General features: G+C 52.0%; 20 protein-coding genes, 1 tRNA gene and 1 riboswitch. Of the genes, 14 read left to right on the forward strand and 7 right to left on the reverse strand.

The window, feature by feature from the left end; all coding sequences use genetic code 11:
* The first annotated feature begins 24 nt into the window (after positions 1-24).
* Genes E7745_RS12635 through rhaD form a run of 3 tightly spaced genes read left to right on the forward strand, consistent with a single transcriptional unit; the run spans position 25 to position 3,139 of the window.
* The gene (locus tag E7745_RS12635; RefSeq protein WP_136408984.1) at positions 25-1,278 is read left to right on the forward strand and encodes an L-rhamnose isomerase; all 1,254 of its coding nucleotides are present in this window, start codon (positions 25-27) and stop codon (positions 1,276-1,278) included.
* The gene (locus E7745_RS12640) at positions 1,275-2,306 is read left to right on the forward strand and encodes an L-rhamnose/proton symporter RhaT (protein WP_107032897.1); all 1,032 of its coding nucleotides are present in this window, start codon (positions 1,275-1,277) and stop codon (positions 2,304-2,306) included. The genes E7745_RS12635 and E7745_RS12640 overlap by 4 nt, the downstream gene beginning before the upstream one ends.
* A gap of 23 nt (positions 2,307-2,329) precedes the next feature.
* The gene (gene rhaD, locus E7745_RS12645) at positions 2,330-3,139 is read left to right on the forward strand and encodes a rhamnulose-1-phosphate aldolase (protein WP_107032896.1); all 810 of its coding nucleotides are present in this window, start codon (positions 2,330-2,332) and stop codon (positions 3,137-3,139) included.
* Between the two features lie 127 nt (positions 3,140-3,266).
* Here the strand turns inward: rhaD and E7745_RS12650 are convergent, their stop codons facing one another.
* Positions 3,267-4,070 (reverse strand): RNA methyltransferase, encoded by an 804-nt coding sequence (locus E7745_RS12650; RefSeq protein ID WP_107032895.1) that lies wholly within the window; start codon positions 4,068-4,070, stop codon positions 3,267-3,269.
* A gap of 190 nt (positions 4,071-4,260) precedes the next feature.
* On the opposite strand from E7745_RS12650, the gene E7745_RS12655 reads away from it, so the two are divergent.
* On the forward strand, positions 4,261-5,118 hold the full coding sequence (locus E7745_RS12655; protein ID WP_107032894.1) for an enoyl-ACP reductase: 858 nt from the start codon (positions 4,261-4,263) through the stop codon (positions 5,116-5,118).
* Between the two features lie 90 nt (positions 5,119-5,208).
* Here the strand turns inward: E7745_RS12655 and E7745_RS12660 are convergent, their stop codons facing one another.
* The 3 genes from E7745_RS12660 to E7745_RS12670 are packed head-to-tail and all read right to left on the reverse strand — an operon-like array spanning position 5,209 to position 6,288.
* Complete coding sequence (locus tag E7745_RS12660) at positions 5,209-5,523, reverse strand: TfoX/Sxy family protein (RefSeq protein WP_124076326.1); 315 nt, start codon at positions 5,521-5,523, stop codon at positions 5,209-5,211.
* A 5-nt stretch (positions 5,524-5,528) separates the two neighbouring features.
* Positions 5,529-5,933, reverse strand: a complete 405-nt coding sequence (locus E7745_RS12665) for a VOC family protein (RefSeq protein ID WP_107032892.1) — start codon at positions 5,931-5,933, stop codon at positions 5,529-5,531.
* 1 nt (position 5,934) lies between these two features.
* Complete coding sequence (locus E7745_RS12670; protein WP_124076322.1) at positions 5,935-6,288, reverse strand: helix-turn-helix domain-containing protein; 354 nt, start codon at positions 6,286-6,288, stop codon at positions 5,935-5,937.
* 214 nt (positions 6,289-6,502) lie between these two features.
* On the opposite strand from E7745_RS12670, the gene E7745_RS12675 reads away from it, so the two are divergent.
* The gene (locus E7745_RS12675; protein WP_123611154.1) at positions 6,503-7,396 is read left to right on the forward strand and encodes a radical SAM protein; all 894 of its coding nucleotides are present in this window, start codon (positions 6,503-6,505) and stop codon (positions 7,394-7,396) included.
* Between the two features lie 58 nt (positions 7,397-7,454).
* On the opposite strand, the gene E7745_RS12680 is transcribed toward E7745_RS12675, so the two are convergent.
* The 3 genes from E7745_RS12680 to E7745_RS12690 all read right to left on the reverse strand — a co-directional run bounded on the left by E7745_RS12680 (position 7,455) and on the right by E7745_RS12690 (position 9,900).
* Positions 7,455-7,527 (reverse strand) — tRNA-Thr (locus E7745_RS12680).
* Positions 7,528-7,641: 114 nt separating this feature from the next.
* Positions 7,642-9,063: a DUF4270 family protein gene (locus E7745_RS12685; RefSeq protein WP_107032889.1), complete on the reverse strand. Its 1,422-nt coding sequence runs from the start codon at positions 9,061-9,063 to the stop codon at positions 7,642-7,644.
* A 12-nt stretch (positions 9,064-9,075) separates the two neighbouring features.
* Positions 9,076-9,900, reverse strand: a complete 825-nt coding sequence (locus tag E7745_RS12690; RefSeq protein ID WP_123611153.1) for a glycogen/starch synthase — start codon at positions 9,898-9,900, stop codon at positions 9,076-9,078.
* Between the two features lie 248 nt (positions 9,901-10,148).
* On the opposite strand from E7745_RS12690, the gene E7745_RS12695 reads away from it, so the two are divergent.
* From E7745_RS12695 to thiC, 9 genes are all read left to right on the forward strand, one after another.
* Positions 10,149-11,009: an RNA polymerase sigma factor RpoD/SigA gene (locus tag E7745_RS12695; protein ID WP_107032887.1), complete on the forward strand. Its 861-nt coding sequence runs from the start codon at positions 10,149-10,151 to the stop codon at positions 11,007-11,009.
* Positions 11,010-11,039: 30 nt separating this feature from the next.
* Entirely contained in the window at positions 11,040-12,203 is a 1,164-nt protein-coding gene (locus tag E7745_RS12700) for a DUF4861 domain-containing protein (RefSeq protein WP_123611152.1), read from the forward strand.
* A 151-nt stretch (positions 12,204-12,354) separates the two neighbouring features.
* Complete coding sequence (gene gmd, locus E7745_RS12705) at positions 12,355-13,446, forward strand: GDP-mannose 4,6-dehydratase (RefSeq protein WP_107032885.1); 1,092 nt, start codon at positions 12,355-12,357, stop codon at positions 13,444-13,446.
* Between the two features lie 153 nt (positions 13,447-13,599).
* Positions 13,600-13,707: riboswitch (TPP riboswitch) on the forward strand.
* A 117-nt stretch (positions 13,708-13,824) separates the two neighbouring features.
* Positions 13,825-14,649: a bifunctional hydroxymethylpyrimidine kinase/phosphomethylpyrimidine kinase gene (thiD, locus tag E7745_RS12710; RefSeq protein WP_136408985.1), complete on the forward strand. Its 825-nt coding sequence runs from the start codon at positions 13,825-13,827 to the stop codon at positions 14,647-14,649.
* 37 nt (positions 14,650-14,686) lie between these two features.
* Positions 14,687-14,887 carry a sulfur carrier protein ThiS gene (gene thiS, locus E7745_RS12715; RefSeq protein ID WP_107032883.1) on the forward strand — a complete coding sequence of 67 codons (201 nt, stop codon included), beginning with the start codon at positions 14,687-14,689 and terminating at the stop codon, positions 14,885-14,887.
* 18 nt (positions 14,888-14,905) lie between these two features.
* A complete protein-coding gene (locus tag E7745_RS12720) occupies positions 14,906-15,487 on the forward strand; it encodes a thiamine phosphate synthase (protein ID WP_136408986.1) in 582 nt (193 codons plus the stop codon).
* Between the two features lie 5 nt (positions 15,488-15,492).
* Positions 15,493-16,128, forward strand: coding sequence for a thiamine phosphate synthase (locus E7745_RS12725; RefSeq protein WP_136408987.1), 636 nt, complete (start codon positions 15,493-15,495; stop codon positions 16,126-16,128).
* A gap of 45 nt (positions 16,129-16,173) precedes the next feature.
* On the forward strand, positions 16,174-16,950 hold the full coding sequence (locus E7745_RS12730) for a thiazole synthase (RefSeq protein ID WP_123399226.1): 777 nt from the start codon (positions 16,174-16,176) through the stop codon (positions 16,948-16,950).
* Between the two features lie 29 nt (positions 16,951-16,979).
* Positions 16,980-18,680, forward strand: a complete 1,701-nt coding sequence (gene thiC, locus E7745_RS12735; protein ID WP_124075920.1) for a phosphomethylpyrimidine synthase ThiC — start codon at positions 16,980-16,982, stop codon at positions 18,678-18,680.
* The last annotated feature ends 58 nt before the right edge of the window (positions 18,681-18,738 follow it).

Genomic DNA, 18,738 nt, shown 5'->3' on the forward strand with positions numbered 1-18,738 from the left:
AAATACATCTAAATCTATCTTATCATGAACGAAGGAACTGTAAAACAAGCTTATGAAATAGCCAAAGAGCGTTACGCAAAACTTGGTATCGACACTGACAAGGTGCTGCAGCAGATGCAGGACTTCCACCTCAGCATGCACTGCTGGCAGGCTGATGATGTAGCCGGCTTTGAAAACCAGGGCGGCTCGCTGACCGGCGGCATCCAGGTCAACGGCAACTATCCCGGCAAAGCACGCAATATCGACGAACTCCGCGCCGACATTCTCTATGCCATGAGCCTCATCCCCGGCAAGCACCGTCTCAACCTCCATGAAATCTACGGCGATTTCGGCGGCATGTTCGTTGACCGCGACCAGTGCTCTGTCGAACACTTCCAGAGCTGGATCGACTGGGGCAAAGCCAATGACATCAAGCTCGACTTCAACTCAACCTCATTCTCTCACCCGAAGAGCGGCGACCTCAGCCTCTCGAACCCCGACAAGGGCATCCGTGATTTCTGGATCGAACACTCAAAACGCTGCCGTGCCATCTCTCAGGCCATAGGCGAAGCTCAGCAGGACCCCTGCATCATGAACACCTGGGTTCACGATGGTTCAAAAGACATCACCGTCAACCGCTATCTCTACCGTGAGCTCCTCAAAGACTCTCTCGACCAGATCTTCGAACACAAATATGACTGGATGAAAGACTGCGTGGAGTCAAAGGTGTTCGGCATCGGACTTGAAAGCTACACCGTAGGCTCAAACGACTTCTACACATCATACGCCGCCAAGAACAACATGATGATCACCCTTGACACAGGCCACTTCCACCCCACCGAAAGTGTAGCCGACAAGGTGTCAGCCATGCTGCTTTTCGTGCCCGAACTGATGCTCCATGTGAGCCGCCCCATCCGTTGGGACTCTGACCATGTCACCATCATGGACGACCCGACAATGGACCTCTTCAGCGAAATTGTCCGTGCCGGCGCCCTCAACCGCGTGCACTACGGCCTCGACTACTTCGACGGCACCCTCAACCGCATCGGCGCTTACGTGATCGGTAGCCGCGCAGCCCAGAAGTGCATGCTCCGCGCACTGCTCGAACCCACCGAAACTCTGCGCAAATACGAACTCGAAGACAAGAGATTCCAGCGCCTTGCCCTCCTCGAAGAGTGCAAGAACCTCCCCTGGAATGCCGTTTATGACATGTTCTGCCTCAAGAACAATGTGCCTGTCGGCGAAAACTACATCGTCGAAGTGGAGCAGTATGAACGTGACGTCACCAGCAAACGATGATACTGATAGGTCTCCTTATAATCGCGATCGGCGCTTTCTGCCAGTCCAGCTGCTATGTACCCATCAACAAGATCAAGTCATGGAGCTGGGAAAGCTACTGGATTGTGCAGGGCGTTTTCGCGTGGCTCATTCTGCCGTTTCTGGGCGCACTCCTCGCCGTTCCGGCCGGCCATTCGCTGACAGAGCTCTTTACAGCCGACCAATCATTCAACATCTGGATGACCATTCTCTTCGGAGCACTCTGGGGAGTGGGAGGTCTGACCTTCGGACTCTCCATGCGCTATCTCGGAGTGGCGCTCGGTCAGTCTATAGCCCTCGGCACATGTGCCGGCTTAGGCACCATAATGGGCCCCGTGCTGCTCAACATTTTCTTCCCTGAAAACGATCCGCTCTCTCAGCTGACAATGGCTGTGATCCTCGGAGTGGTTGTCACCTTGATCGGCATCGCCATCATCGGCATCGCCGGATCAATGAAAGCCTCATCGCTCAGCGAAGAAGAGAAGAAGGCTGCTGTCAAGGACTTCAATTTCCCCAAAGGAATCACCATCGCCCTGCTTGCAGGTTTCATGAGCGGCTGCTTCAACGTAGGCCTTGAATTCGGCAGCGGAATCAATTTCGGTTCACTCACCCCTGACATCTACAAAACCCTTCCGGCCACTCTGCTTGTGACCCTGGGCGGATTCGTCACAAACGCCGTCTACTGTTTCTATCAGAACCACAAGAACCGGACCTGGGGCGACTATGCCAACAGAGCCGTTCTCGGCAACAACCTGCTCTTCTGCCTCCTTGCCGGAGCTCTCTGGTACAGCCAGTTCTTCGGACTCGCACTCGGCAAAGGATTCCTGACCGACTCCCCTACGCTGATGACCCTCTCGTTCTGCATCCTCATGGCGCTCAACGTGGTCTTCTCCAACGTCTGGGGCATAATACTTAAAGAGTGGAAAGGCTGCTCGTCAAAAACGATCACAGTGCTTGTCATAGGCATCGCAGTGCTCATCGTTTCGTGCTTCCTTCCGCAACTGATCTGACCATCAATATTTATCACATACTTATGTCATCAATATTAGAAAACCGCCCCGTGCTCACAGCCGAGGTTGAAAAAGTAGCTGAAGTAGCCGGCTATCTCTGGGAAAAGGGATGGGCCGAACGTAACGGAGGCAACATCACAGTCAACGTAACCGAATATGTCGACGATGCGATCCGCGCCATGCCGGCCATCGCTCCCGCCGCTCCTATCGGCATGACTCTTCCCAACCTCAAGGGATGCTATTTCTTCTGCAAAGGCACCAACAAGCGTATGCGTGATCTCGCCCGCAAGCCTATGGCCAACGGTTCTGTGATCCGCATCACCGATGACTGCGCCCACTATGAGATCATCGCAGACGAACCGGTGAAACCCACCTCGGAACTGCCTTCGCATCTTGCCGTCCACAACTACCTCATCGGAAAAGGCTCGAAATACAAAGCATCGCTCCACACTCATCCGATCGAACTCGTGGCAATGTCACACTGCAACAAATATCTTGAAAAAGACGTGGCCACCCGCCTGCTCTGGAGCATGATCCCCGAAACCAAGGCTTTCTGTCCGCGCGGTCTCGGCATCATCCCCTATCAGCTTCCCGGCTCAAACATCCTCGCCGAGTCTACCATCAAGGAACTTGCCGACTACGACGTGACACTCTGGGAAAAACACGGAGTCTTCGCCGTAGAGGAAGATATCATGATGGCCTTCGACCAGGTTGATGTGCTCAACAAATCTGCCCAGATCTACATCTGCGCCAAGAACATGGGCTTCGAACCTGACGGCATGTCTGACGAGCAGATGAAAGAGATGACAGTGGCCTTCAACCTGCCCAAATAATCAGGCGCAAGCTACCCACACATAATCAGCCCCAGAAAGGCGGCCAAAGCCTCCTTATATATAAACGGTCCTGCCGGTCTGAAAGAAAAAATTCAGACCGGCAGGACCGATACTTTATGCAGAATCCCTATCGGGCTCTAAGCTCCCAGAAAGCCACAGCCGCCGCGGCGGCCACATTGAGCGAATCGACCCCGTGAGCCATAGGAATACGCACTGTATAATCGGCATCTTCAATAGTCGCATCGGCAAGTCCATCGCCCTCGGTACCCATAACTATAGCGAGCCGAGGCTCCTCTCTCAGCGCCGGGTCTTCAAGAGAGACAGACTTGTCAGTCAGAGCCATCGCCACCGTCTTGAACCCGGATTCACGCAATGAGCCGATCGGTCCGTCAAGCCATGTCCACGGCACAAGAAATACCGACCCCATCGAAACCCTTACCGCTCTGCGGTTGAACGGATCGCATGATGACGGCGTAAGCAGCACGGCATCAATGCCAAGAGCGGCAGCTGAGCGAAATATCGCTCCTATGTTGGTTGTGTCTACCACACCGTCAATCACCACCACCCTGCGGGCTTCATTCAGCACTGCACCGACAGTCGGAGCCTGCGGACGGCGCATGGCACAGAGTACCCCGCGTGTCAGAGTATAGCCGGTCAGAGTGCCAAGCAGATCCCGGTCACCTGTATAGACCGGGACTGAGTCTCCGCAACGCGCCACAATGTCGGCAGCGTCACCTTCTATATGTTTCCGCTCACACAGCAAAGCCACAGGCTCATAACCGGCTTCAAGAGCCACACGTATCACCTTAGGACTCTCTGCTATGAAGACACCCTTGTCAGGTTCTAGTCTGTTACGCAACTGGGCTTCGGTCAATGAGCTGAAAATCTCTGCTCCGGGATGGGTCAATGATGAAATTTCAATTATCGGCATAATTCTCAATAGTTAGTGGAGGGGTGTGAGCGTCAGAAAACTTTACTCCAAATTATCACAAAATTAAGTCAATATTACGGTTGTTGCAACCTCCGGGGAGCGTTTTTGCCGAAAATATTTCAAATCCCGCCCAATTCTGCGTAACTTTGCACCCGCGAAATAAAAGAAACGAATTAATTTAATAGACCAAATGGCTTATAATCTTTTGAAAGGAAAGCGCGGCATTATCTTCGGCGCGCTCAATGACATGAGTATTGCCTGGAAAGTAGCTGAGAAAGCTGTAGAAGAAGGCGCTACAATCACTCTGTCAAACACCCCGGTCGCAGTCCGCATGGGTGATGTCAGCAAACTCGGCGAAAAGCTTAATGCTGAAGTTATCCCGGCCGATGCAACCAATGTGGAAGATCTCGAAATGGTATTCCAGAAATCAATGGAAATCCTCGGAGGAAAGATCGACTTCGTTCTCCATTCTATCGGCATGTCACCCAACGTGCGCAAGAAACGTCTCTATGATGACATCGACTACGATCTGCTCAACAAGACGCTTGACATATCAGCCATATCATTCCACAAGATGATTCAGGCCGCAAAAAGACTTGATGCGATCGCTGACCACGGCAGCATCGTGGCCCTCAGCTACATCGCAGCCCAGCGCACAATGTTCGGCTACAACGACATGGCCGATGCCAAAGCGCTCCTCGAATCAATAGCCCGCAGCTTCGGCTACATCTACGGTCGCGAAAAGTCAGTGCGCATCAACACCATCTCTCAGTCGCCCACCCAGACCACTGCAGGCAGCGGCGTGAAGGGCATGTCTTCGCTCATGGACTTTGCAAACCGTATGTCGCCCCTCGGCAATGCCACAGCCGACGAATGTGCCGACTATTGCATTGTCATGTTCAGCGACCTTACCCGCAAGGTCACCATGCAGAACCTCTTCCATGACGGCGGTTTCTCAAGCATGGGCATGAGCCTCCGTGCAATGGACCAGTACGAAAAAGGCTTTGACCAGTACCGCAACGAAGACGGAACAATCCAGTACGGCTAAACACTCAGCCAGACAGATCCAGACTATAAGCACAGATCCCGAAACCGCCACGGCTTCGGGATCTGTCTTTTCTGTGTGAGCTCTCTATTGTTACTTTTTCTTTGATTTCGGAAACGGGAGATCATTCCATAGAGTTTCAATCACCTTAAGAGCCTTGCGGGTGTCAGCGAAGTCAAGGATATAGGCCTCCTTTGCGCCCTGATAAGGAAAGCCGCACTCGGCATCAGCCATCAAGTCGGCAATACAGGGCAATTTCTTTACGTAAGCGATATTGTCGCAGGCTGTGATTACACATTTTTCATTGACATAGATGACGTAATCGCCCATCATCTTGCGACTGCGAACCACACCCAATGGAGCAAGTGCATCACAGATGAATTCAATAAATGCATAGGTACACGCCATTTTATTTAGTCTTTGGTGAAAGAGTGGATTTCAATCAGGTTCCCTTCGGGGTCTGCAATATAGCAGGTGCGTTGCCCCCAAGGCATAGTTTGCGGTGCAAATACTGACTTTGCTCCAAGGGCGGTCACTCTCGCATACTCTTCATCTACATCGCTGAATGTCGGTACATAAAAAGCCAGTTCGACCGTGCCGTTCAGTCCGCATGGATAAGAGTATTCCCGCCCGGTCATCTGTTCAAAGGCGGTACGTGGGAACAATATTAGCCACATATTGCCAAGCTGCATCCTTACATCAGGGTCTTCACCGTTCCAATCGGTTTCAAACCCCATTATGTCACGATAGAATGCCACCATGCGGGTATTGTCAGTCGTAAACAATCCGATGGTATTGAAATTAAATTTAGCTGCCATATTATCTGTTTGCATTTTTACGGTTTTCCATTATCCGTTCAAAATTCTCGCGTCCCCAGTTGAGCAGAGCCTCGACGTGAGGCAAAAGAGTTTTACCGAACTCCGTCACCGAATATTCCGTCCGTGGAGGGACATCCGGAAAGAGTTCGCGACGGATTATGCCGTCGGCGGTCAGCTGACGAAGCACTTGCGACAGTACCTTCTCCGAAACCGACGGGATGTTGCGGTACAGTTCGTTGAAGCGTACCGGTCCGCTCTCTGAAATCTTCACGAGAACCACCAGCGCCCACTTGTTGCCGAGCCATTCAAGCATCGGAGCCGCCTTGCAATATTCGTAGTCAAGTTTTTTTACCATAACCGAGGTTTCAAAAAAGACTGATCACGAGCAATACAAACTTTTCGGTAAGGGTCAAACCTATCGGTAAGTCATTGCTTCCACACTGATAATCATCTAATTTTGCATTACAAATGTGAAACATTCGCGAGCGAGCAGAGAGCGCATGTCGGCGCATCTGGTGCGCGGTGCAAAGCACTCTGACTCACCGCAAAGTTACAAAAAATAATCAAATATGATGTATCCGCAACTCCATTTCACCGGGCAGGTGTGGCGTCCGCCATACGAGGCCAATTCTCAACTTCTTCAGATCACATCCGGCTGCACATGGCACAAGTGCAAATTCTGTAGCCTTTATCACGGCACTCCGTTCCGTATGTCGCCGCTGTCAGAGGTGGAAGAAGACCTGAAAGTCATTCGCCAGTGGCAACCGCGTGCCAGACGAGTATATCTCACAGGAGCCAATCCTTTTGCGTTGAGCTACAACAAACTGATGGATGTGGCACTTCTGTTAAGAAAATATCTTACTCACATGGTATCGTTCGGAATGTTCGCCCGTGTGACAGACATTAAATCAAAATCTGTGGAAGAGCTGAAAAACCTCCGGCACATGAAGCTCGACAGCATCAACATCGGCATCGAGACGGCTCACGATGAGACCCTCGACAGAATGAACAAAGGTTATCACGCCTCTGACATTCTCGAACAGTTATCGAAACTTGACGAAGCCGGAATCCGCTACAACGTGTTCTATCTGAACGGACTCGGAGGAAGAGGGAAAGGAGAGGAAAGCGCCGTGGCAACAGCCAATGTCCTCAATCAGCTCCACCCCTGCATAATCAACATTGTATCACTCACGATATTCCCGGAGTCACAACTGTTTAATGAAGTACTCGACGGGACTTATGAGGAAGAACCGGAAATCGAGAGGCTGATGGAAATGCGCACACTCATTGACCGACTTAGCATAAAAGTCAACCTGCTTGGTCATCACATATCCAATACGGTACCGATCACCGGAGCGCTTCCAAACGACAAAGTCACATTGCTCCGAGAATTTGACAATGCGATAGCCAAGTTCCCGGAAGAAGAACTCAAAACATACCGCCACCGGATATGGCATCTGTGATTTGCACATGCAAAGTATCAAAAAAAAGCAGGGAGCGACATTTCTGTCACTCCCTTTGAGCCGCGAGTGGGACTCGAACCCACGACCTTTTCGTTACGAATGAAATGCTCTACCGACTGAGCTATTGCGGCTTGATGACTGCGGTCCGGACTATTGAATGTCCGTCATATGCCGGGACCACAAAAAAAGTAACTTTGCGGCAACCCCGTCAGGACTATTGCAGCGCAAAGTTACTAATTTATTTTTTAATTACCAAGGGTCTGCTTGCTGTAGCTGAACTTGATCTTGGCATTCGAGAAATCAAGTGTTGCCATTACCGGTTCGGTTACATAAGGTGTTATGGAGCTTACCTGAGTGGATGTGGTGTTGTAGCCGTAGTAATAGCTGTAGTAGTTTGAATTGGAATTCACATAGAACGACACCAGTGCCGGACAGATGACGAACTCCTCATCCTCTTCCGTAGCCTCGCCTTTCTTGATTATGTCGAGAATATAATCGCGCATTGACGAGAATGTATAGCTCTTGGTGGTAGAGTTGTATGAAGCATAGAACGACGAGAGATTGTCATTGATCTGAGTTCCGGCAAAAAATTTGTCCTTATCCTTCTTCTTGACAAGCAACACATATGGCGGAGGTGTCAGACCGTAGTCATTTTCGATCTCTTTGGCGGGAATCGAGAGCGAAAGTGAGTTGACCACTGCAAGCGATCCGCTGTTTTCCTGATAGCGGCGGAGTATTTCGCGTGCCGGGAAGTTGAACTCCACATCGTAGCCGGTGGGAGCTATAAGCATTGTTTCGCCTGACTGGGCGCGCTGCTTAAGTTCTTCCGACATCTTATATACTATATTATTGTTGGTAATTACCTCAGGAGTGACAGCCATATATGATCCGACGAGGTTGAACACTGTGTCACGCTGCGGATCGGTGTCAGGAATCGGCATAACCGAACGGTAATAGACGTTGATCATATTGTTGACTATTCTTGTCACACGTCCTGAACCGAATGAATTGGCGATGTATAATCCTGGGAACCATTTTGCGAATGCCTGTGGGGTGGCAAATGTGGCCTCCGAAGTCTTGAACTGATTGTAGAGACGGACACCGAATTCTGTCGGCAGAGTCACCTTTATATCCTTTATAATACTGCCCTCGCTGTCAGCTCCTATATCCTCGGCTCCGTCAATGAGCGCCGAGTACGATGTTGAACCGATAGGTGCCGAAGGATCGTAATATCCGTCAGGAGTGAAGTCACTGTAGATCGGCGAAGGCAACTGTTTGTTGAGTTCATAAACCGTAAGCCCCATCGGCACCACAGAGTCTCCGGCAAATCCGTCCTTATACATAGAAAGGACGAGCTTGACAGAATCAATATAGTCCGGCTTGACATAAAATGTATCGACATAAGACGATGGCATATACTGGCAGACGATATCGCTGCGGAGATTGCCATATCCTTTGGCATCCAGATTTCCGAGAAGCTGAAGCACAGTGCGTGACTGCACCAGATCATTGCTGACCGGGCGTCCGCTGACGGTAAAGTTGGAGTCTATGACGATCTCAACCTCATCCTCGACCAAGCTCCCGCCGGCCGTTGAGGTGCTTTCGTCACATGAAATGACGGAGAGTGTGGCTATTACGCCTGCTGAAAGCAGAGCTAATTTTTTCATTCTGATCGGAGATTAATCATCATCCTCGCCTAAAAGCGAGCGATAAAATTCTGTGTAACGGTCAACGCGATCTTCCTCGCCCTCATAAGCAAGGAATGGTTTACCGGAAGCCTTGGCATATTCAACCAGCACTGGATCGACATCGCCGGTCACCTGGATGACGGCATCGGCATAGTCAATGGCCAGACGGTTAAGGGTGGCGAAATCCACGGGGTCGGAGCCGAGAGCCGCTATATCTTCTTCGCTGAAATCACTCATGCGCAGTTTCTCTGCGAAACGCGGGTCAAGAGTTCCTTCAAACTTTTCAGGCTGCAGGGCATAGACGATCTTTGAGTCTCGAAAAATCGGGTCATCCGAATAACGTCTGCGCAGATACAGTGGAGTCAGAGCCGAAACCCAGCCGCTGCAGTGGATCACAGCCGGCTGCCAACGGAGTTTTTTGACGGTCTCCGCAACACCCATTGTGAAGAACATGATGCGTTCGTCATTGTCGGCCGGCAGAAGATCTGTTTCGAGCCCCTTTTCAGGTAATGGCTGAAAATAATCGTCATTGTCAATAAAATAGACCTGCATGCGCGAAGGCAGCAAGGTTGCCACCTTAATTATCAAAGGGTGGTCTGAATCATCTATGATAAGATTCATGCCGGAGAGACGAATCACTTCGTGGAGCTGGTTGCGGCGTTCGTTGATGCAGCCATATTTCGGGGTGAAACTCCTCACTTCGAATTCTTTGCCATGAATACCCTGCGGTATGTCACGACCAAGGACTGACATTGATGTGTCCGGCAGATAAGGCGATACTTCTTGCGAGACGAATAGAACTTTTTTGGGCGCCATTTAGGATAGATAGTCTTAGCGAACCGGCCAAGGTCCATATTTTTTACAGCTGAACTCTTGGCCCAGGCTCTTTGTTATGTGATTGGATTGCAAAGTTACAATTTTTTTTTCATTTTTCCACCATCGCGCGCATCCAAACAGCAACTTTTCGACTTTCAGACCTTGATCTCACCTCTTTTAAGACTCTCAAATTTTGATATAAGCCGAAAAATTACTACCTTTGCACGAATTATCTGCTATAAGTAGACATGAGACAATTAAAAATCACCAAATCTATAACCAATCGTGAAAGCGCGTCGCTCGATAAATTCCTCCAGGAAATCGGCCGCGAAGAGCTCATCTCCGTCGAAGAGGAAGTAGAGCTCGCCCAGCGCATTCACCAAGGAGACCAGAGAGCTCTCGACAAGCTCGTTCGTGCCAACCTCCGCTTCGTTGTATCTGTGGCAAAACAGTATCAGAACCAGGGGCTCAGCCTCCCCGATCTTATCAACGAAGGCAATCTCGGCTTGATTAAAGCGGCACAGAAATTTGACGAGACACGAGGCTTCAAGTTCATCTCCTACGCCGTGTGGTGGATTCGTCAGTCCATCCTCCAGGCTCTGGCCGAACAGAGCCGCATAGTGCGCCTGCCGCTCAACCAGGTAGGTTCGCTCAACAAAATCAGCAAGGCACTCTCGAAATTCGAACAGGAAAACGAACGCCGTCCGTCGCCTGAAGAACTCGCTGAAAAGCTCGACGTGCCTGTCGACAAAATCGCCGATACACTCAAAGTTTCAGGACGCCATATTTCTGTCGACGCCCCCTTCGTTGAAGGCGAGGACAACAGTCTTCTTGACGTGCTCACAAACGATGACTCTCCTATGGCTGATGCAACACTCACCCAGGAATCTCTGTCAAAAGAAGTAGAGCGCGCCCTCAAGCAGCTCCACGACCGTGAACGCGAAATCCTCAAAATGTTCTTCGGCATAGGCTGTCAGGAAATGACCCTCGAAGAAATCGGCGCCAAATTCGACCTGACCCGCGAACGTGTGCGCCAGATTAAAGAAAAGGCCATCCGCCGGCTCAAGGGTCAGAAAAGCCACCTGCTCAAAGCATATCTCGGCCAGTAATCAGCATAAACCTCAAAACCGACTCAATTCATGCTCGCGTTTTCACTCCTGCTTTCAATTACTGTTACCGTTACGAATCCACAACCGACACCCCGCCAGGCGGTGCCGGTTGTTGTTCCTATAGCACAAAACGGTAAAGAAATCAACTCGGCGGTCATCAAAGGCCAGCCCGACACGCCTTGGCAACTTGACGATCTCAACGACGACGGCCGTCCCGATGAACTCGTTTTCCTCGTCGACCTGAAAGCCAACCAGACAAAGACTCTGACCGTCGACCTCTCATCGGCCCGCCCGAAAACATCATTCACCCCCGAAACCAAGGCCTACCTCAAGCTCAACGACAAAAACAAGAAGCATCCTGAGATACAGGCCATCGCTTTTCCGGGCGATGTTGACAACCGCCAGATGTACAACAGCATCTACGGCCACGGAGTTGTGCTTGAAGGGCTCTATAATGCCATTCGCATCTACATGGACAACCGCCAGAGCGTAGACCTCTACGCCAAAAACACCCCGCGGCTCGAACTTGACAGCACCGGCTTCTACACCACCCGCAAGCAGCTCGAACAAGGCTACGGCCGCGACGTGCTCTGGGCCGGAACCTCAGTAGCGCTCGGCTCGTTCCGCGGATGGCAGAACGGCAGCCCCGTCACCATTGACACCGTCACCACCCGAATGCAGCGCGTGATCGCCTCAGGTCCGGTCCGCTCCATAGTCGAAGTCTCTGACCGCGGCTGGATCTACAACGGCGCACCCCTCGAAATGCGTCAGCGCTACACAATCTATGCCCGTCACCGCGACATCGACGTAGACATCACCATTTCAGGCGCTCCCAAAACATATACTTATTGCACAGGAGTGCAAAAACTCGCCACTGACAACCAAGGCTTCCTCACCCAAACCGGTCTTGCCGGAAGCTGGGGCACAAATCTGCCTGACAAAGGAATGCCCGACATAACCGACACAATCGGACTCGGCATCTTTGTGCCGGCAGCCTATCTGCGATCTGTCAAGGAAGATGACGTCAATTATCTGACGCTTCTGAAAACCGACACCAAGGGCCGCATCCGTTACAGCTTTATCTCCGGAGCCGAACGCGACAGCGCCTCTCCCCACTCTGCCACCGAATGGTTCGACTACCTACACCGGTGGGAAAAAGAGAAACGAAATCCGGCAAAAATAACAATCAAATAAAACAATTCGAGAGGATGCTTGGTTATCAGGCATCCTCTCAATTCGTTAATATCAAAAAAAATAAAATTTCAATTTTAATATATCACAAACATTCATTACCTTTGCGGCTCAAAACTCACTTAGTAGCTTGTAACAAATCAATTAAAGACTAATGAAAACTGCACTGATCACAGGTATCACCGGCCAGGATGGTTCGTTTCTGGCAGAGTTCCTTTTAGAGAAAGGTTATGATGTTCACGGCACCATCCGCCGTTCGTCAGTAGATTATCGCGAACGCATCGCACACCTTGAGGGAAAGCCCAACTTCCATCTTCACTATGCCGACCTCGGTGACTCGATGTCGATACTACAGGTAGTGTCAAAAGTGCGCCCTGACGAAATCTACAATCTTGCCGCCCAGAGCCACGTCCAGGTATCTTTTGACTCGCCCGAATTCACAGCCGACATCGATGCCACCGGTGTGCTCCGCATCCTTGAGGCCGTGCGCCTCACCGGCCTTGCCGACACCTGCCGCATCTATCAGGCTTCAACTTCAGAGCTTTATGGAAAGGTTGAGGAAGTACCTCAGAACGAAAAGACACCCTTCCACCCCTACTCACCATATGCAGTGGCAAAACTTTACGGATTCTGGATCATCAAGGAATACCGCGAGGCATATAACATGTATTGCTGCTCAGGCATTCTCTTCAACCACGAATCAGAACGCCGCGGCGAGACATTCGTAACCCGCAAGATCACCCTTGCCGCTGCCCGCATCGCCCAGGGAAAACAGGAAAAACTCTATCTCGGCAACCTTTCATCGCTCCGCGACTGGGGCTATGCCAAGGACTATGTGGAATGTATGTGGCTCATCCTCCAGCAGGAAAAACCCGAAGACTACGTGATCGCTACCGGCGAACAGCACTCAGTGCGTGAATTCTGCCTCTACGCTTTCCGTCGCGCAGGTATCGAACTGCGTTTCGAAGGCGAAGGAGCCGATGAAAAAGGCATCGATGTAAAGACCGGCAAAGTAGTCATCGAAGTATCGCACGACTTCTACCGCCCGACCGACGTGGTCAACCTCTGGGGCGATCCTTCAAAAGCCCGCAAGCAGCTCGGCTGGGACCCTTCCAAGAAGACCTCTTTCGAGCAGCTCGTCAACCTCATGGTAGATGCCGACATGGCCAAAGTAGCCGTAGAACGCGCCGGCGAACAGGTACGCACCAACCTTGCCGAATATCTTGAAAAAGGCATCGTGAAATAACCGCAGACAAAACTCTGCTCTCAAAAGGAGCTCATTTTTGCCGATGCGCCCGGAGTGGGGCGCATCGGTGATTTTTCAGATGATTTTTCAAAGTCCCGATGCCGTTTTTAGACCGCTTATGATTTGGAAAATCACGAATAAAACTCTACCTTTGCGCCGACAAAGGGGTGCGGCATTCACCCTCCTGTGATTGCCGCTGAGATGATACCCTCTGAACCTGATGCGGTTAGTACCGCCGAAGGGATTGCACTTGACTTTGCCTCAGCCGCTTTGTCAGTCCGACGTCTGACCGCCTGACGTCAGCCGGACTTCGAAGAGTATCGTCTGGCCTTATGCCCACTACGGCATAAGCAGGAGTTTTAATAATAACAAAGCGCGATGAGAACTTACTATCCCACTCTCACAATCGCCGGGTCCGATTCATCGGGTGGCGCCGGCATCCAGGCTGACATCAAGACAATGTCGGCCATCGGCTGTTATGCTATGTCGGCCATAACCTCGGTCACAGCCCAGAACACCACCGGGGTGCGGTCGATCATGCCGGTATCGCCGGGAGTAATGACCGATCAGATCGACATGGTCATGACCGACATTCCGCCTCTGGCCGTCAAGATCGGGATGCTCTGCAATGCAGAAGTCGCCGCGGCTGTAGCCGATCGTCTCGAACACTATCGTCCCAAAAATCTCATTATCGATCCGGTAATGGTCTCGACCTCCGGATCAATGCTCCTTGAAGAGGATGCCATCGAAATCCTTGTCAGCCGCATTTTCCCTTTGGCCACGCTTGTTACTCCCAACCGGATGGAAACCGAAAAACTGGCCGGATCTTCAGACACCGCAGAGCAGATCGAAGCATTGCGGAAATTTGGCTGCAAGAACATTCTGATCAAAGGCGGCGACTCTGACAGCACTGATTTCAAAACCGACACACTGTATCTCGGCGCCACCGGAGAAACCATCGAACTCAAAGCCGATGCTGTCGACACAAAAAACTCCCACGGAACCGGGTGCACCCTCTCATCGGCCATAGCCTCTTATCTCGCACTCGGCTACTCCCTGACCGAATCCGTCAGAATGGCAAAACTCTACGTGACACGCGCCCTTGAAGCCGGTGCATGGATCTCCACAGGCCACGGCCACGGACCCGTGAACCACTTCTTCTCACCCAGACGATTAAAAAATTTCAATCCGAAAAGCCGCTGATCCCGGCAGGCTATTTCAACAGATAAAACCAACAACCATGACCGTAAAAGTCAACCAAGTAGACATAACCCTCTCTGACGGCGCCTCTCTGCAAGATGCTCTTGACGCCAAAGAAATAAAACCACAGGGAATCGCCACAGCCGTCAACGGAAAAGTAATACCCGCCGTGCTGCGTCCGTCTCATAAACTTGCCGACGGAGATGACATTGTCATCATCAAAGCATTCTACGGAGGCTAAGCCATAAATCTCTCCGCGATGACAGCGATAGCCATTACACCGGAACGCCTCGAAAACGAGCGGCATGAAGCAGCAGCGGTATGCGCGCTTCTTGATGCCGGATGGCACAGAATACACCTCCGCCATCCCGGAGCGTCACGCACCGATGTCAGAAAACTCATCGAAGCAATACCCCAGGCTTTCCACAGCTGCCTCGTGCTCCACGGCCACTTCGACCTCTGCAACGATTTCAATCTCGGAGGCCTGCATCTGAACCACCGCTGTCCGGACGCACCGGCCCTCTACAGAGGAGCCTTGAGCCGTTCATGCCACTCGATCGATGAACTCAGAAAATGCACAGGGCTGGCCTATGCCACCCTCAGCCCCATTTTTGACAGCATCTCCAAACAAGGCTATCACTCAGCATTCACCGGCGAGACCCTCTCCGCTCTTGACGATATCCCGACTCCGGTCATCGCACTCGGAGGCGTTACTCCTGAACGAATTCCATATCTCAAACGTTATAACTTCAATGGCTTCGCCATGCTTGGAGCCATTCCGTGGAACAGCCCGGCCACAACTGTAAGGCAGTTTGCGGAACAAACCATAAAACTAATCTGACTCTTATGCTCCAGTTCATAACCCATCCATCCGAGCGCTACACAATTGCGGAAGAAGTCCAGATGGTCCTTGAAGGAGGCTGCAAATGGATACAGCTCCGCCTTAAGGATGCCACTGATGAAGAATTCCGGCAGACAGCCCTTGAAATCATTCCGCTCTGCAAGGAAAACGAAGCCTTCCTCGTGTTCGACGACCGCGTAGAACTTGCCATCGAGATGTCGGTCCACGGCGTGCACCTCGGCAAAGATGACATGAATCCGCTCGTCGCACGTGAGAACATGGGAGCGGAAGCCATCATCGGATGCACAGCCAACACTGCCGCTGACATCACCCGGCTCCGCGGCTGGGACGTTGACTATGTAGGCCTCGGCCCTTTCCGCTACACCACCACCAAAGCCCGCCTCTCGCCGGTAATCGGCCTTGACGGCTACACGGAGATAGTCCGTGAAATCCGCGCCGCTGACATCCTGCTCCCCATCGTGGCTATCGGAGGAATCACCCTTGAAGACATCCCGGCAGTCATGGCCACAGGTGTCAACGGAGTAGCCATGAGCGGATCAATCATCAACGCCGATGACCCGGTGGACTATACCCGCAAGGTGCTCGGCGCTCTTCAGGAAGCATTCGAAAAGCGCCGGTAATCCTCAGATAACCCTTCCAGACAAAATCATCACACAAGCTTATATATGAACGACATTTTAACCATCGGAGGAAAAGAATTCACCTCACGCCTATTCGTAGGCACAGGCAAATTTTCGTCCAACCGCCTGATGCTTGAATCAATTCTCGCTTCAGGCTCGCAGATGATCACTGTGGCCATGAAGCGGATCGACATGGACCATGAGGAAGAAGATGACATGCTGCGCCACATCAACCGCGAGCATGTACAGTTTCTCCCCAACACTTCAGGCGTCCGCACAGCCGAAGAAGCCGTGCTCGCAGCCAATCTCGCCCGTGACTGTTTCGGGACCGATTTTATCAAACTTGAAATCCACCCCGATCCCAAATATCTGCTCCCCGACCCCATCGAAACGCTGAAAGCCACCGAAATCCTTGCAAAACAAGGCTTCAAAGTGCTCCCCTATATCCAGGCCGATCCGGTTCTGTGCAAGCGCCTTGAAGAAGTAGGCACCGCTGCTGTAATGCCACTCGGCGCACCGATCGGAACTAACAAAGGGCTCAAGACACGCGATCTGCTTGAAATCATAATCGAGGAAAGTCGTGTGCCGGTGGTGATCGACGCCGGACTCGGAGCTCCCTCTCACGCAGCCGATGCAATGGAAATCGGAGCCGATGCCGTTCTGGTCAACACAGCAATCGCCGTAGCAGGCGACCCTGTTGAAATGGCAGTCGCATTCAGACTTGCAGTCGAAGCCGGACGTAAAGCCTATCTCGCCGGTCTGGGATCTGTCTCTTCATCAGCATCCGCAACAAGCCCTCTCACTGAATTTCTCAATCTATAAATCAGACATTTATCACCATAACTCAGAATATGGAAATAGAAAACATCGACGTAAACAGCTATCCCGGTTCAGAAAAAGTCTACATTGACGGAAAACTCCATCCGATCCGCGTAGCCATGCGGCGTGTCAACCTCACCCCTACTGTAAAAATCATTGATGGCGAACGCCTGACCCGCGAGAACGGCTCTGTCTATGTCTATGACACCAGCGGTGTCTACACAGACCCGAACGTAACCGTTGACATCAACGCCGGACTTCCCCGTCTGCGCGAGGAGTGGATAGCCGGACGCGAAGACCTCGAACAACTCTCATGCATCACCTCTGACTACGGACGCATGCGCGAAGCCGACAGCTCTCTCGACTCAATCCGCTTCAGCCACCGCTACGCACCCCGCCGCGCGGCCGAAGGCAGGGAAATAACCCAGATGGCGCTTGCCCGCCAGGGTGTCATCACCCCTGAGATGGAATATGTAGCCATCCGCGAGAACAATAATGCCGAAGCCCTCGGCATCAAGAGCCACATCACTCCTGAATTCGTACGCCAGGAAGTAGCAGCCGGACGTGCCGTCATCCCCGCCAACATCAACCATCCCGAAGCCGAACCGATGATCATCGGCCGCAACTTCCTCGTAAAACTCAACACCAACATCGGAAACTCCGCCCTCTCTTCCGGAATCAAGGAAGAAGTCAGCAAAGCCGTGTGGAGCTGCTACTGGGGAGGCGACACTCTGATGGACCTCTCGACCGGCGACAACATCCACGAGACCCGCGAATGGATCATCCGCAACTGCCCGGTCCCGGTCGGAACAGTCCCCGTCTACCAGGCTCTTGAAAAAGTCAACGGCAAAGTGGAGGATCTGACCTGGGAAATCTATCGCGACACACTGATCGAGCAGGCAGAACAGGGTGTGGACTACTTCACCATCCATGCCGGAGCTCTCCGCGCTCATGCTGACATGGTTCAGGAACGTCTGACCGGCATCGTGTCGCGCGGCGGCTCTATAATGACCCGCTGGGCCGTGATCCACGATCAGGAAAACTTCCTCTACACCCATTTCGATGAAATCTGTGAGATCCTCGCCCGCTACGACGTAGCAGTTTCGCTTGGCGACGGTCTGCGTCCGGGTTCTATCCACGATGCCAATGACCGCTCGCAGTTCCTCGAACTCGATGTGCTCGGTCAGCTCACCGAAATAGCCTGGAAACACAATGTACAGGTGCTCATCGAAGGTCCTGGACACGTGCCGATGCACAAGATCCGCGAGAACATGGACCGCCAGATCGACAAATGTCACGAAGCGCCGTTCTACACCCTCGGCCCGCTGACCACCGACATCGCTCCCGGCTACGACCACATCACCTCGGCAATCGGAGCCGCACAGATAGCCTGGATGGGCACCGCTATGATCTGCTACGTGACCCCCAAGGAACATCTCGCACTCCCCAACCTCGAAGATGTGCGCAACGGTGTGATCACCTACAAGATCGCAGCCCATGCCGCCGACCTTGCCAAAGGACATCCCGGCGCACAGGTCCGCGATGACGCCATGAGCAAGGCCCGCTTCGAATTCCGCTGGAAAGACCAGTTCAACCTGTCGCTCGACCCAGCCCGCGCACGTCAGTACTACGTAGAGAGCCACAAGGACGATGACCACTTCTGCACCATGTGTGGTCCCAACTTCTGTGCGATGCGAATCACCCAGCAACTTGTTGACGACTGCGCAAAATAAAATATTCATCACTTGATGCCACCGTATATAACCGCAAGAGGGACCCTACTGCGATTGT

This window comes from Duncaniella sp. C9 (genome assembly GCF_004803935.1).
Classification (GTDB): domain Bacteria; phylum Bacteroidota; class Bacteroidia; order Bacteroidales; family Muribaculaceae; genus Duncaniella; species Duncaniella muris.

Excerpts from the sequence above, each read along its gene's own strand:
- E7745_RS12635 (WP_136408984.1), top strand. The coding sequence starts at position 25 with ATGAACGAAGGAACTGTAAAACAAGCTTATGAAATAGCCAAAGAGCGT.
- E7745_RS12640 (WP_107032897.1), top strand. The coding sequence starts at position 1,275 with ATGATACTGATAGGTCTCCTTATAATCGCGATCGGCGCTTTCTGCCAG.
- rhaD (WP_107032896.1), top strand. The coding sequence starts at position 2,330 with ATGTCATCAATATTAGAAAACCGCCCCGTGCTCACAGCCGAGGTTGAA.
- E7745_RS12650 (WP_107032895.1), bottom strand. The coding sequence starts at position 4,070 with ATGCCGATAATTGAAATTTCATCATTGACCCATCCCGGAGCAGAGATT.
- E7745_RS12655 (WP_107032894.1), top strand. The coding sequence starts at position 4,261 with ATGGCTTATAATCTTTTGAAAGGAAAGCGCGGCATTATCTTCGGCGCG.
- E7745_RS12660 (WP_124076326.1), bottom strand. The coding sequence starts at position 5,523 with ATGGCGTGTACCTATGCATTTATTGAATTCATCTGTGATGCACTTGCT.
- E7745_RS12665 (WP_107032892.1), bottom strand. The coding sequence starts at position 5,933 with ATGGCAGCTAAATTTAATTTCAATACCATCGGATTGTTTACGACTGAC.
- E7745_RS12670 (WP_124076322.1), bottom strand. The coding sequence starts at position 6,288 with ATGGTAAAAAAACTTGACTACGAATATTGCAAGGCGGCTCCGATGCTT.
- E7745_RS12675 (WP_123611154.1), top strand. The coding sequence starts at position 6,503 with ATGATGTATCCGCAACTCCATTTCACCGGGCAGGTGTGGCGTCCGCCA.
- E7745_RS12685 (WP_107032889.1), bottom strand. The coding sequence starts at position 9,063 with ATGAAAAAATTAGCTCTGCTTTCAGCAGGCGTAATAGCCACACTCTCC.
- E7745_RS12690 (WP_123611153.1), bottom strand. The coding sequence starts at position 9,900 with ATGGCGCCCAAAAAAGTTCTATTCGTCTCGCAAGAAGTATCGCCTTAT.
- E7745_RS12695 (WP_107032887.1), top strand. The coding sequence starts at position 10,149 with ATGAGACAATTAAAAATCACCAAATCTATAACCAATCGTGAAAGCGCG.
- E7745_RS12700 (WP_123611152.1), top strand. The coding sequence starts at position 11,040 with ATGCTCGCGTTTTCACTCCTGCTTTCAATTACTGTTACCGTTACGAAT.
- gmd (WP_107032885.1), top strand. The coding sequence starts at position 12,355 with ATGAAAACTGCACTGATCACAGGTATCACCGGCCAGGATGGTTCGTTT.
- thiD (WP_136408985.1), top strand. The coding sequence starts at position 13,825 with ATGAGAACTTACTATCCCACTCTCACAATCGCCGGGTCCGATTCATCG.
- thiS (WP_107032883.1), top strand. The coding sequence starts at position 14,687 with ATGACCGTAAAAGTCAACCAAGTAGACATAACCCTCTCTGACGGCGCC.
- E7745_RS12720 (WP_136408986.1), top strand. The coding sequence starts at position 14,906 with ATGACAGCGATAGCCATTACACCGGAACGCCTCGAAAACGAGCGGCAT.
- E7745_RS12725 (WP_136408987.1), top strand. The coding sequence starts at position 15,493 with ATGCTCCAGTTCATAACCCATCCATCCGAGCGCTACACAATTGCGGAA.
- E7745_RS12730 (WP_123399226.1), top strand. The coding sequence starts at position 16,174 with ATGAACGACATTTTAACCATCGGAGGAAAAGAATTCACCTCACGCCTA.
- thiC (WP_124075920.1), top strand. The coding sequence starts at position 16,980 with ATGGAAATAGAAAACATCGACGTAAACAGCTATCCCGGTTCAGAAAAA.